This is a genomic window from Streptomyces sp. NPDC002698, assembly GCF_042888945.1.
In the GTDB taxonomy this organism is placed as follows: Bacteria; Actinomycetota; Actinomycetes; order Streptomycetales; family Streptomycetaceae; genus Streptomyces.
Map to the genome: position 1 here is coordinate 20163 of NZ_JBIAQM010000009.1, position 13115 is coordinate 33277.

A 13115-nucleotide genomic window follows, 5' to 3' on the forward strand; every position below is an offset into this window, starting at 1 on the left:
GGGACCGTACGAAGGAATCTGACGGGTCGTCAATTGGTCGTGCGCAAGTTGCTGGGCGGACGGGCGGGCGGCGGGGTGGGGCCCGTCTGGCAGCGGGGGCACCAGTACGTGGGGCGCTCACGGGATCCGTCGCCCTGGTTCCCCGAGCGGACCGGTGTCCCGCAGCGCAGACACGGGCGCGGGGTGCGCCCGTACACGAACAGGTTCTGTTCGCGGCGCCCGGTGGTGACACGGACCGGACGGTCGCGGTTGAACTCCAGCAGCTTCTTGGCGAGGGCCGGCAGCTGGGCGGCACGGTCGGCGGGCAGCGCGCCGACGGACAGCCAGGGGGTGACACCGAGCAGGAAACACAGCTCGCTCTTGTACACGTTCCCGATGCCGGCGAGATTGCGCTGGTCCAGGAGGGCCTCTCCGAGGGCGCGGTCGGGGTCGCGAAGAAGGTTCTCCAGGGCTCTGTCCGGGTCCCAGCCGGGACCCAGGAGGTCGGGGCCGAGGTGACCGACCGCGCGGGTCTCGTCGGTGGTGCGGAGCAGTTCCAGCACGGGCAGGCGGTAGCCGACCGCCGTACGGTCCGCCGTGCCGAGGACGGCCCGGATCTGGTGTGCGGGGCCTCCGCTCCAGCGTCGGCCGGTGTCGTACACCTTCCACGAGCCGTCCATCCGCAGATGCGAGTGCAGGGTCAGACCGCCCTCGATCCGGGTGAGGAGGTGCTTGCCGCGCGGGGTGACGTCCAGGACGGCGCGACCGGTGAGGTCGGCCGTGGCGTACCGGGGCACCCGTAGGTCGGAACGGGTCAGGACCTTGCCCGCGAGGGCGACGTGCAGGCGCCTCGCGGCCTGCCAGACCGTGTCTCCTTCGGGCATGACTCCAGGGTGGCACGGGTGGGGGCGGCCGGTCAGGCGCGAAGCCGGAGTCCGCGCGGGGTGGCGATGAAGCCCGCTCCTTCCAGGAGAGTGCCGAGGGGTGAGGTGAGGGCCGGGGCGCCGTTGATCCGCTCGACGGTGACCGTGCCGAGCGAGCCCGCGCGGGCGGCGGCGGCGAGGGCCTCCGCCGCGGCGCCCAGGCGGGTGTCCTGCGCGAGGGGGCTGTCCGGGTCGGCCGGCCAGGCCAGCAGTGTCTTGCCGCCGCGTTCCATGTACAGAGCCAGTTCGCCGTCGGCCAGGACGACCAGGGAACCCGCCTTGCGGCCCGGCTTGTGGCCCGCTTCGGTCGGGGACTCGGGCCACGGGAGGGCCGCGCCGTAGGCGTTCGCGGGGTCGGCGGCGGCCAGCACGACAGCGGGGGAGGCGGTACGGGAACGGGGGCGGGCGCCCGGGAAACCCGCACCGCCGGGGTGGCCGGAACCGTTCGCCGGGTACGGCGAGCCGCCGCGGTCGGGCCGGGTGTTCCGGCTGTGGGGCGCGCCGGGGTGGGACACATCGGGGTGCGGGGAGCCGGCCGTGAGCGCGGAGTCGCCGGAGAAGGTGTGGTCGTCGCCGAAGTCGAAGTCGAGGGCGGATCCGGGGCCGAGCGGGGAGTCGGGGCCGAGGGGGAAGTCACGGGTGAGGTCGTTCAGGGAATCCGGACCGTCCTCGATGCCGCCCCGGTCGGCGTACGCCTCGCCGTGGCCCTTGCCGTCGAAGCCCGGGCCGGAAGGCGGGAAGGCGGCGGTGTCCGGGAAGCCGTGGGCGGCCGGGGAGTCGTCCGGGACGCCGGGGTCGAAGAGAGCGGCGCCCCGGTCGCGCGCGTTGGCCGCGGCCCGGAGCCGGTCCACCGCGCCGTCCATGGCGAACTGGGCCGCGCCGAGCCCCTCGACCACATAGCCCCGTCGTGCCTGGCCGCTGTCCTCGAAGGCCGACAGGATGCGGTACACCGCCGAGAAGCCTCCCTCGACACCCTCCGCCGCGACGGCTCCCCGGGTCACCACCCCGTGCCGGTCGAGCAGCGTGCGGGCCAGGGCGTGGGCGCGGACGGTGGCGTCGGGCTCACGCTCGGGCAGCAGCGACCAGCGGCCCGCCACGGTGGGGGGACCCGTACGCGACTGGGGGCGCGCCCCTCCCGTCAGGGAGCCGTAGCGCCCGCGGGGGACCGGACGCTTGGCGCGGTGGGCGGTCGATCCCGCGGTGCGGCCCGAACCCAGCAGGGAGCGCATCGGCGCGAGCGTGTCGTTCGTCAGGCGCCCGGACCAGGCCAGTTCCCAGATCGCGTCGGCGAGCTGCGGATCGGTCGCGTCGGGGTGCGTGGTGGCGCGGACCTGGTCGGCGATCTGACGGAAGAACAGGCCGTAGCCCCCCGAGAGGGCGTCGAGGACCGACTGGTGCAGCGCGGTCGGCTCCAGGGGGTGCGCGGCCGGAAGGAGCAGGGGGGCGGCGTCCGCGAGATACAACGACACCCAGCCGTCCTTGCCCGGCAGTGAACCCGCCCCGGCCCAGACCACCTCACCGGCGGCCGTGAGCTCGTCGAGCAGCGCGGGCGTGTAACCGGCGACCCGGGACGGCAGCACGAGCTTCTCCAGCGCGGACGCCGGCACCGACGCACCCTGCAACTGTTCGACGGCACGCACCAGTCCGTCGATGCCGCGCAGCCCGTGGCCACTGCCCACGTGCTGCCACTGCGGCAGGAACTGGGCGAGCGCGGCGGGCGGGACCGGCTCGAGTTCATGGCGCAGCGCCGCGAGCGAACGGCGGCGCAGCCTGCGCAGCACCGCCGCGTCGCACCACTCCTGGCCGATGCCCGCCGGATGGAACTCTCCCTGGACGACCCGGCCGTTCGCCGCGAGGCGATGCAGCGCGCCGTCGGTGACGGCCGTGCCGAGACCGAAGCGGGCGGCGGCCGTCGCCGAGGTGAACGGGCCGTGGGTGCGCGCGTACCGGGCGAGGAGATCGCCCAGCGGATCTTTGACCGGCTCGGTGAAGGCTTCCGGGACGCCGACGGGCAACGCCGTGCCGAGCGCGTCGCGCAGCCGGCCCGCGTCCTCGATCGCCGCCCAGTGGTCGGCTCCGGCGATCCGGACCCGGATGGCGCGGCGGGCGGCCGCCAGCTCCGTCGCCCACGGCGGCTCCGCGCCCCGCTCGGCCAGCTCGGCCTCCGTGAGCGGCCCGAGCAGCCGCAGCAGGTCGGCGACACCCTCCACGTCCTTGATGCGGCGGTCCTCGGTGAGCCACTGGAGCTCGCGCTCCAGCTCGGTCAGGACGTCGGCGTCCAGGAGCTCGCGCAGTTCGGCCTGGCCCAGCAGCTCGGCCAGCAGGCGCGAGTCCAGCGACAGGGCGGCGGCCCGCCGCTCGGCGAGCGGTGAGTCGCCCTCGTACAGGAACTGGGCGACGTACCCGAAGAGCAGGGAGCGGGCGAAGGGGGAGGGCTCGGGGGTGGTGACCTCGACGAGGCGGACCTTGCGGGACTCGATGTCGCCCATCAGCTCCGTGAGACCCGGGACGTCGAAGACGTCCTGGAGACATTCGCGCACCGCTTCCAGGACGATCGGGAACGAGCCGAACTCACTGGCCACCTGGAGCAGTTGGGCGGCGCGCTGGCGCTGCTGCCACAGCGGGGTGCGCTTGCCGGGGTTGCGGCGCGGCAGGAGCAGGGCGCGGGCGGCGCATTCGCGGAAGCGGGCGGAGAAGAGGGCCGAACCGCCGACCTGGTCCGTGACGATCTGGTTGACCTCGCCCTTGTCGAAGGCGACGTCCGCCGCGCCGACCGGTGCCTGCTCGGCGTCGTACTCCGTGCCCGCCTTCAGGGGGGCCTGGTCGAGCAGGTCCAGGCCCATCAGATCGGCGTCGGGCAGCCGCAGCACGATGCCGTCGTCCGCGTGCATGACCTGGGCGTCCATGCCGTAGCGCTCGGAGAGTTTGGCGCCCAGGGCGAGGGCCCAGGGAGCGTGGACCTGGGCGCCGAAGGGGGAGTGCACGACCACACGCCAGTCGCCCAGCTCGTCGCGGAAGCGCTCGACGACGATCGTGCGGTCGTCCGGGACGTGCCCGCACGCCTCGCGCTGCTCGGTGAGGTACGCGATGACGTTGTCGGCGGCCCAGGCGTCCAAGCCGGCGGCGAGCAGACGCAGGCGGGCGTCGGCCTCGGGGAGCGAGCCGACCTCGCGGAGGAACGCGCCCACCGCGCGGCCCAGTTCGAGCGGGCGTCCGAGCTGGTCGCCCTTCCAGAAGGGCAGTCTGCCGGGGACGCCGGGCGCCGGGGAGACCAGGACCCGGTCCCGGGTGATGTCCTCGATGCGCCAGGAGCTGGTGCCGAGGGTGAAGACATCGCCCACCCGGGACTCGTAGACCATCTCCTCGTCGAGTTCGCCGACCCGGCCGCCGCCCTTCTTGGGGTCGGACCCCGCGAGGAACACCCCGAAGAGTCCGCGGTCGGGGATGGTGCCCCCGGAGGTGACGGCGAGGCGCTGGGCGCCGGGGCGGCCGGTCACCGTGCCCGCGACGCGGTCCCACACCACCCGCGGCCTCAGCTCGGCGAAGGCGTCCGACGGATAACGGCCCGCGAGCATGTCGAGCACGGCGGTGAACGCCGACTCGGGGAGCGAGGCGAAAGGGGCCGCCCGGCGGACCGTGGTGAGCAGATCGTCGACCTGCCAGGTGTCGAGCGCCGTCATGGCGACGAGTTGCTGGGCCAGCACGTCCAGAGGATTGGCGGGGACCCGGAGGGATTCGATGGAGCCGGTACGCATCCGCTCGGTGACCACCGCCGCCTGTACCAGGTCGCCCCGGTACTTCGGGAAGACGACACCGGTGGACACCGCGCCGACCTGGTGACCCGCACGGCCCACCCGCTGGAGCCCCGAGGCCACGGACGGCGGCGACTCCACCTGGACGACGAGGTCGACCGCGCCCATGTCGATGCCCAGTTCGAGACTGGAGGTGGCGACCACGGCGGGCAGACGGCCGGCCTTCAGGTCCTCCTCGACCTGCGCCCGCTGCTCCTTGGAGACCGAACCGTGGTGAGCACGGGCGATGACCGGCGGAGCCCCCTGCGCCGCGCCCGAGACGCCCATCAGCTCGGCCGGCGCGTGCGCCTCCTCCAGAGGCCGGCCCGTCGCCCTCTCGTACGCGATCTCGTTGAGCCGGTTGCACAGACGCTCGGCCAGGCGGCGCGAGTTGGCGAACACGATCGTCGAGCGGTGGGACTGGACGAGGTCGGCGATCCGCTCCTCGACGTGCGGCCAGATGGACGGCTTCTCCGCGCCCTCCTTGCCGTCGGCGGCCGGGGACCCGCCCAGCTCGCCCAGGTCCTCCACCGGGACGACCACGGACAGGTCGAACTCCTTGCCGGACGGCGGCTGGACGATCTCCACCTTGCGGCGGGGCGAGAGATAGCGTGCCACCTCGTCCACGGGACGCACCGTCGCCGAGAGGCCGATGCGCCGGGCCGGCTTCGGCAGCAGCTCGTCGAGGCGCTCCAGCGTGAGCGCGAGATGGGCGCCGCGCTTGGTGCCCGCGACCGCGTGCACCTCGTCCAGGATCACCGTCTCGATGCCGGTCAGCGCGTCGCGCGTGGCCGAGGTCAGCATCAGGAACAGCGACTCGGGGGTCGTGATCAGGATGTCCGGCGGACGGGTGGCCAGCGCCCGGCGCTCGGCGGGCGGGGTGTCGCCGGAACGGATGCCCACCCTCACCTCCGGCTCCGGCAGCCCGAGCCGCACGGACTCCTGCCGGATGCCGGTCAGCGGGCTGCGCAGATTGCGCTCCACGTCGACGGCGAGCGCCTTGAGCGGCGACACGTAGAGAACCCGGCAGCGCTTCCGCGGGTCCGCGGGAGGCGGGGTCGAGGCCAGCTGGTCGAGCGCGGCGAGGAACGCGGCCAGCGTCTTGCCCGAACCGGTGGGGGCCACGACCAGCACGTCCGAGCCCGCGCCGATGGCCGCCCATGCCCCGGCCTGGGCCGCGGTGGGCGCGGAGAAGGCCCCCGTGAACCAGCCTCGGGTCGCGGGGGAGAAGCCGTCGAGCGCTCGGTGTGCGGAGCTGACCATGCGTCCATCCTGCACCCGCCCACTGACAACCGCGCCGACCTGCGAGAACGTCGCGGCTGAGCGGAGCGGGGGCGCGGTGCGCCGCCGGATCCGGGCAGAAGCGGGCACAGCGGGCAGGCGTCGGCGGTCGGTCCCGGCTCGGTGGCGGACAATGAGGAGGTGGCAGGTTCGGGGCAGGAGCGGGCACGGCACTGGCAGTACGCGGAGCTGCCCGGTGTCGATCTGCTGCGGGCCCGCTACGTCGAGAAGATCTTCGTACGCCACACCCACGAGAACTTCGTCATCGCCGCCGTCACCGAGGGCGTCGAGGTCTTCCAGCACGGCGGCGCCGACCGGTACGCGGGACCGGGTTCGCTGGCACTGGTCAATCCCGACACCCCGCACACCGGGCGCGCGGGCGTTCCCGAGGGCTGGAGATACGGGGCTGTGTACCCCTCGCCGGACATGGTGGCCGAGATCGCCGCCGAGACGACCACCCTTCGCGGCACTCCCGGATTCAGCCGCCCGGTCCTCGACGACCCGTATGCGGCGGGCCTGGTCCACCAGGTGCTCAGGGCCGCGGAGGAGGGCAACGCGCTGGCCGCCGACACCTTGCTGAGGGTCGCCGTGACCCGGCTGCTGCGCCTGAACGGAGGGCCGCTGCCGCAGCGGGCCGTGCGCACCGCGGGTGCCCGGCTCGCGGCACGCGCGCGTGGAGTGCTGGACGAGCGGATGGCCGAGCCGCCGACCCTGGAGCGGCTCGCGGCGGATCTCGGCACCAGCCCGTTCGCGTTGCTGCGCGCGTTCCGGGACGCCTACGGCATGCCGCCCCACACCTGGCTGACCGACGCGCGGGTGCGCCGCGCACGGCACCTCCTGGACGCCGGGTCCACCCCCGCCGAAGCGGCCGTCGCCGTCGGCTTCACGGATCAGCCGCACCTCAACCGCCACTTCGGCCGGATCGTGGGCGTGCCTCCGGGCGCCTACCAGCGGGAGCGCAAGAACGTACAAGACACCGAGGGGCGACTCCTCATACCGTCCGACGCGTGGCACAACAGACAGCTCTCCCAGACATACGCAGTGAAGAAGGCGGAAAACCCGACACGGCCGTCGTCCGCGACGCCCTTGGAGTCGGGGTCGCCGTCGGACTGTCCGGTTTCGCCTTCGGGGTGACCTCGGCCGGCAGCGGGCTCAGCCTGCTCCAGACCTGCGCCCTCAGCCTCCTGGTGTTCACCGGGGCGTCGCAGTTCGCGCTCGTGGGCGCGCTCGCGGCCGGGGGCAACCCGCTCACCGCGGCCGCCGGCGCGTTCTTCCTCGGGGTCCGGAACGCGTTCTACGGGCTGCGGCTGTCCCAGCTCCTGGCCCTCCCGCGCGCGGTACGCCCGTTCGCCGCGCAGTGGGTGATCGACGAGACCACGGCCGTGGCGCTCGCGCAGCCCACCCGCCGCAGCGTCCGGATCGGCTTCACCGTCACCGGCCTGTCCCTCTACCTGCTGTGGAACCTCACCACCTTCCTCGGCGCGGCCGGGGCCGAGGCCATCGGGGACACCGACGCGTGGGGCCTGGACGCGGCCGGGCCCGCGGTGTTCCTCGCGCTGCTCGCGCCGATGCTGAAGACCGCCACGGAACGCGCCGTCGCGGGAATCGCGGTGCTTCTCGGGCTCGGGCTGCTGCCCGTGCTGCCCGCCGGAGTCCCGGTGCTGGTGGCCGCCCTGGCCGCCCCCGCCGTGCTCTGGGCGACGGGGCGCCGCCGCGCGGACACAGCCCGCGCCGCCTCCGCGGACGGGGCGGACGGGGCACCGGCCGGTGCGGAGAACGGGTCCCCGTCCGACGTGCGGAACCGTTCACAGGCCCGCGCGGAGCACGGTTCACCGGCCGGTACGCACGACAACGGGCCGGACGCGTCAGGAGACGTACGTTGAACATCTGGATCGCCATCGGCGTCACCGCCGTCGGCTGCTACGCCGTCAAGCTCATCGGTCTGCTGATCCCCGCGGGCGTCCTGGAGCGGCCGCTCGTCCAGCGCCTCGCCGCCCTGCTGCCCGTCGCGCTCCTGGCCGCTCTCACGGCCCAGCAGGCCTTCGCCGACGGGCGGGTCCTCGTCCTCGACGCGAAGGCCGCCGGGCTCGCCGCGGCGGCCGTCGCGCTGATCCTGCGCGCCCCGTTCCTGGTGGTCGTCGCCGCGGCCGTGGCGGTGACGGCAGGGGTCCGCGCCCTGACCGGCTGACACCCGGGCGCGGGCGCGGGCTCGGACAGGGGACAAGGCCGGTGTGCCCCCTGTCCCCGGCGAGGGGCCGGGCACGGGGGCACTCCGGTGTGCCCGGACACCACCCGGACACCGGCCCCCCGCAGGCCTCAGCCGATGGCCCTGCCGTACGCCCGGAGCGTGCGCAGGGCCTCGACGGTCACCATGGGGCGGCACTCAAGGGCCGTGCCCGGTGCCCACTGCCGCCAGCGGATCGGCCACCCGCCGTCCTCCTGCTGATCGTCCGCGAGGTGGTCCAGCGAGCGGGCCATCTCCTCGTCGGTGAACCACGCGCGCGCGAGCGAGTCCGGAGTCCGCGCGTAGTCGTGCGGGAAGTGGTGCTCACCCGGCGCGTACCCGGGTGCGACGGGGTAGGCCTCCAGCCGCCCGGGGTCCAGCGCGGCGAGCCGCTGCTCACGCACGAGCCGGCCCAGCCGGTCGGCGTTCGCCTGCGCGCGCGGGCGGTCGGTCGCGGAGTCCAGGAAGGCGACCGCCGCCTCGATCTCGTACGGATGGGACTTCTCCAGGGACTCCACCGCCTGCCAGCAGAAGTCCGTGGCCCGGAACAGCCAGGCGTTCCACACCTCGTTGCGGTGCAGCAGGCCCACGACGGGGCCGGTGGCGAGGAGTTCGCTCGGCGGATCGTCGACGACGGGCACGAAAGGGGCCGCCGGATAGCCGCGCTGGCTGGGACGGACGGCGGGCAGCGCGCCGTCCGCCGTCGACACGGAGGTCAGATAGCGGCACACCCGCTCCACCCGCTGACCGCCGCAGCGCCCGATCGAGTCGAGGACGCGCAGCGCGTGAGCGGTGTGCAGCGGCTGGCTGACCGGGCCGCGCAGATCGGGTTCGAGCGCGTGGCCGTATCCGTCGTCGTCGCTGCGGTAGGCGGCCAGCGCCGTCTCCACCGCGTCGGCACCGCCTCCGAGGAAGTGATAGGCGAAGCGGCGCTGCTCCAGCACGCGCGCGGTGAGCCAGACGAAGTGCTCGGCGCGGGCCAGGGGGGAGTGCGCGGGGGGCTTCTGGGGGAGTCGAGATGCTCCGGTTTCGGCCATGCGTCAGACCGTAGGGCGGAAAGCGGTATCGGCACGCGGTCCCGGCTCGGGCCCACCCTCAGGGGCGGGATACTGGAGTCATGCGGTTGACGGTCTTCTGGCAGCGAATGGCTGATCACTTCGGCGCGGGCACCGCCGAGACGTTCGCGCGCGATCATGTGATGACGGAACTCGGCGGGCGCACCGTCCACGAGGCGCTGGACGCGGGCTGGGAGGCCAAGGAGGTGTGGCGCGTGGTGTGCGCGAACATGAATGTTCCGCACGAGAACCACTGAACGGAGTCCAGGACCGGGAAAGACCGGGGGGACGTGGATCCGGTGTCGGTGGCGTGGGCCAGACTTGGCGGGTGGCCCCGACAGACGAGAACGCGCAGGTCGATCAGCAGTCATCACCGCTCGGCACGGCGCCGCCCGGTCCGCCGGGCGCCGACGCCGCCGGGCAGGGCGCGCGCATGCCGCGCTGGCTGCCCCGCGCCATGGTGCTCGCCCTCACGCTCATCGCCGTGTTCCAGCTCGGCAGTTGGGCGTTCCACCAGCTCACCAACCTGCTGATCAACATCCTGATCTCGTTCTTCCTCGCGCTCGCGATAGAACCCGCGGTCAGCTGGATGGCCTCACGGGGCATGCGCAGGGGGCTGGCCACCTTCCTCGTCTTCCTGGGATCGTTGATCATGGTCGCCGGGTTCGTCACCCTGCTCGGCTCGATGCTCGCGGGCCAGATCATCAAGATGATCGAGGGCTTCCCCGACTACCTCGACTCGGTCATCAACTGGATCAACACGCACTTCCACACCGACCTCAGACGGGTCGACATCCAGGAGGGCCTGCTCCACTCCGACTGGCTGCGCAAGTACGTGCAGAACAGCGCCACCGGCGTCCTGGACGTGTCCGGACAGGTGCTCGGCGGCCTCTTCCAGCTGCTGACGGTCGCCCTGTTCTCGTTCTACTTCGCCGCCGACGGACCCCGGCTGCGGCGCGCGCTGTGCTCGGTGCTGCCGCCGGCCCGGCAGGCCGAGGTGCTGCGCGCGTGGGAGATCGCCGTCGACAAGACAGGCGGCTACCTGTACTCACGCGGCCTGATGGCGCTGATCTCGGGCGTCGCCCACTACATCCTGCTGGAGTCGCTGGGCGTGCCCTACGCGCCCGTGCTCGGTGTGTGGGTCGGTCTGGTCTCGCAGTTCATCCCGACCATCGGCACCTATCTCGCGGGCGCCCTGCCGATGCTGATCGCCTTCACGATCGACCCCTGGTACGCGCTGTGGGTGCTCGTCTTCGTCGTGGTCTACCAGCAGTTCGAGAACTACGTGCTCCAGCCCAAGCTGACCTCCAGGACGGTGGACATCCACCCGGCGGTCGCCTTCGGGTCCGTGATCGCGGGCACCGCGCTCCTCGGGGCCGTGGGCGCGCTGATCGCCATCCCCGCCATCGCCACCCTGCAGGCGTTCCTGGGGGCGTACGTGAAGCGCTACGACGTCATGGACGACCCGCGGGTGCACGGGCACCGCCCCCGCGGCTCGGCAGGTCTCCTCGCGAGCCTGCGGCGGCGGCTCGGCCGGTGACGTTCGCGGTGGCCCGGCCGGTGGTGACGTTCACCAGGTGAGGACGGCCTGGACACCGGCGGCCACGACGGCCGCCGTGTAGAGGCCGACCGCTCCCCGCACGATCCGCCGCCGGACCTCGTCGCTCCGGCCGGTGCGGGAGAGCAGCCAGGCCAGCGCGGGCAGCACCAGGACGGCGTGCAGGCTCACTCCGTGCAGAGGCTTGAGCGGAGCCGTCGAGTGGTACGCGGCCTCCTGGTGGCCGGTCCTGGTGAGGACGACCCCACGCGCGATCATCACGGCGCCCGAGGCCAGCGCGACGAGCAGGACCGCGAACCCCGAGCGCACGGCGAGCGGCATGCCCGCGGGCCCCGTGGGCCGGTCGCGGAACGAGGCGACCGCGAACGCGGTCAGCACCACGACCAGAATCCCGCCGCCCACCGCGAGCATCATGGACACCGCCGTGTCGAAGCCGGTCTCCATGTCGAGATGCGAGGGAACCCGGCGCCACGCCTGAAGGGTGATCCCGCCGACCTCCAGCACGCAGTCCGCGGCGAACACGACGAGCAGCGCGGTGCGCCGCCCCGCCCCCATCCGTACGTACGACGTGACCCAGGTGACCGCGATCAGGGTCAGGCCGAAGGAGAGCCCGAAGGTGACGGGCTTGCGCCAGGAGACGGGGCCGTCCCACGGACCGCCGTCGACGGCGAAGACCAGCAGATGCAGCGAGCCGGAGAGGACGAGCAGGACGCCCGTCGCCCGGCAGAGCCGCTCCGCCGGTCGGAGCGAGGGCTTCGGAGGTGTCGGTGCAAGGGTCGTCGTCGGCATGGCCCACAGCCTGCCGGGCGGGGCCTGCGGTGTCGTCGTACGGCCGAAGGCGCCGGCCCTACGCCCCGGGGAGTAGCCCCGGTCCGGGGCGGGCAGCGGGTTCCGGAGATGCGCCGGGGCGGGTGCCGGGGCCCGGAACCGGGGGATCCCCGGTCGTGGTCGGAGCGCGAACGTAGTCTCGGAAGAGTCGTGTGATGCGCTTGACACGAAAATCGAACATCCATTCTTATGGAGGTTCCGGCGAAGCTTTCGACGGGTGATTCGGCATGGTTTCGGCAGATATGTGCCCGAGTTATCCACAGGCTGGACGGGCGTCGGGGCGCATTGTCAGTGGCAGGCGTTAGCGTCTTTGACGTGAAGCGATCGACTCAAGCAAACCGGGTGGAACCCATGGCAGGAACCGACCGCGAGAAGGCGCTCGACGCCGCGCTCGCGCAGATTGAACGACAGTTCGGCAAGGGCGCAGTGATGCGCCTGGGCGAGCGGCCGAATGAGCCCATCGAGGTCATCCCCACCGGGTCGACCGCGCTCGACGTCGCCCTCGGCGTCGGCGGCCTGCCGCGCGGCCGAGTGGTGGAGGTGTACGGCCCGGAGTCCTCCGGCAAGACGACCCTCACCCTGCACGCGGTGGCGAACGCGCAGAAGGCCGGCGGCCAGGTGGCGTTCATCGACGCCGAGCACGCCCTCGACCCCGAGTACGCCAAGAAGCTCGGCGTCGACATCGACAACCTGATCCTGTCGCAGCCGGACAACGGCGAGCAGGCCCTGGAGATCGTGGACATGCTGGTCCGCTCCGGTGCGCTGGACCTCATCGTCATCGACTCCGTCGCCGCCCTGGTGCCGCGGGCCGAGATCGAGGGCGAGATGGGCGACTCGCACGTGGGTCTGCAGGCCCGTCTGATGAGCCAGGCCCTGCGCAAGATCACCAGCGCCCTGAACCAGTCGAAGACGACGGCGATCTTCATCAACCAGCTCCGCGAGAAGATCGGCGTGATGTTCGGCTCCCCGGAGACCACGACCGGTGGCCGGGCGCTGAAGTTCTACGCTTCGGTGCGCCTCGACATCCGCCGCATCGAGACGCTGAAGGACGGCACGGACGCGGTCGGCAACCGCACGCGCGTCAAGGTCGTCAAGAACAAGGTCGCGCCGCCCTTCAAGCAGGCCGAGTTCGACATCCTCTACGGGCAGGGCATCAGCCGCGAGGGCGGTCTGATCGACATGGGCGTGGAGAACGGCTTCGTCCGCAAGGCCGGCGCCTGGTACACGTACGAGGGCGACCAGCTCGGCCAGGGCAAGGAGAACGCGCGCAACTTCCTGAAGGACAACCCCGACCTCGCCAACGAGATCGAGAAGAAGATCAAGGAGAAGCTGGGCGTCGGTGTGAAGCCCGAGCAGCCCGCAGGCGAGCCCGGCGTGGACGCCGCGGTCTCGGCCGCTCCGGAGGACGCCGCGAAGGTGCCCGCTCCGGCTGCCAAGACCACCAAGTCCAGGGCCGCGGCGGCCAAGAGCTAGTCC

Annotated in this window: 10 protein-coding genes; 6 read left to right on the top strand and 4 right to left on the bottom strand. The window is 72.8% G+C overall.

All coding sequences use genetic code 11. The annotated features are described in order from the left end of the window. Positions 1-29: 29 nt before the first annotated feature. Together ACFYW9_RS15360 and ACFYW9_RS15365 are read right to left on the bottom strand one after the other, a co-directional pair. Positions 30-863 carry an Fpg/Nei family DNA glycosylase gene (locus tag ACFYW9_RS15360; RefSeq protein WP_389149688.1) on the bottom strand — a complete coding sequence of 278 codons (834 nt, stop codon included), beginning with the start codon at positions 861-863 and terminating at the stop codon, positions 30-32. 32 nt (positions 864-895) lie between these two features. After that, entirely contained in the window at positions 896-5956 is a 5061-nt protein-coding gene (locus ACFYW9_RS15365; protein ID WP_389149691.1) for an ATP-dependent helicase, read from the bottom strand. A 159-nt stretch (positions 5957-6115) separates the two neighbouring features. On the opposite strand from ACFYW9_RS15365, the gene ACFYW9_RS15370 reads away from it, so the two are divergent. The 3 genes from ACFYW9_RS15370 to ACFYW9_RS15380 are packed head-to-tail and all read left to right on the top strand — an operon-like array spanning position 6116 to position 8162. Beyond that, positions 6116-7108 carry an AraC family transcriptional regulator gene (locus tag ACFYW9_RS15370; RefSeq protein WP_389149694.1) on the top strand — a complete coding sequence of 331 codons (993 nt, stop codon included), beginning with the start codon at positions 6116-6118 and terminating at the stop codon, positions 7106-7108. After that, complete coding sequence (locus ACFYW9_RS15375) at positions 7009-7857, top strand: AzlC family ABC transporter permease (RefSeq protein WP_389150100.1); 849 nt, start codon at positions 7009-7011, stop codon at positions 7855-7857. The genes ACFYW9_RS15370 and ACFYW9_RS15375 overlap by 100 nt, the downstream gene beginning before the upstream one ends. Continuing rightward, positions 7854-8162, top strand: coding sequence for an AzlD domain-containing protein (locus tag ACFYW9_RS15380; protein ID WP_351868090.1), 309 nt, complete (start codon positions 7854-7856; stop codon positions 8160-8162). Before ACFYW9_RS15375 ends, ACFYW9_RS15380 begins: the two co-directional genes overlap by 4 nt. Before the next feature lie 128 nt (positions 8163-8290). On the opposite strand, the gene ACFYW9_RS15385 is transcribed toward ACFYW9_RS15380, so the two are convergent. Then, entirely contained in the window at positions 8291-9235 is a 945-nt protein-coding gene (locus ACFYW9_RS15385; RefSeq protein ID WP_389149698.1) for a hypothetical protein, read from the bottom strand. An 80-nt stretch (positions 9236-9315) separates the two neighbouring features. Between ACFYW9_RS15385 and ACFYW9_RS15390 the strand changes: the two genes are divergently transcribed. Beyond that, positions 9316-9510 carry a DUF3046 domain-containing protein gene (locus tag ACFYW9_RS15390; RefSeq protein ID WP_389149701.1) on the top strand — a complete coding sequence of 65 codons (195 nt, stop codon included), beginning with the start codon at positions 9316-9318 and terminating at the stop codon, positions 9508-9510. A gap of 71 nt (positions 9511-9581) precedes the next feature. Further along, a complete protein-coding gene (locus ACFYW9_RS15395; RefSeq protein ID WP_389149704.1) occupies positions 9582-10793 on the top strand; it encodes an AI-2E family transporter in 1212 nt (403 codons plus the stop codon). A gap of 30 nt (positions 10794-10823) precedes the next feature. On the opposite strand, the gene ACFYW9_RS15400 is transcribed toward ACFYW9_RS15395, so the two are convergent. Then, complete coding sequence (locus ACFYW9_RS15400; protein WP_389149707.1) at positions 10824-11600, bottom strand: hypothetical protein; 777 nt, start codon at positions 11598-11600, stop codon at positions 10824-10826. A gap of 390 nt (positions 11601-11990) precedes the next feature. Here ACFYW9_RS15400 and recA point away from each other — a divergent pair, with 390 nt between their 5' ends. After that, the gene (gene recA, locus ACFYW9_RS15405) at positions 11991-13112 is read left to right on the top strand and encodes a recombinase RecA (RefSeq protein WP_389149710.1); all 1122 of its coding nucleotides are present in this window, start codon (positions 11991-11993) and stop codon (positions 13110-13112) included. Positions 13113-13115: the final 3 nt, after the last annotated feature.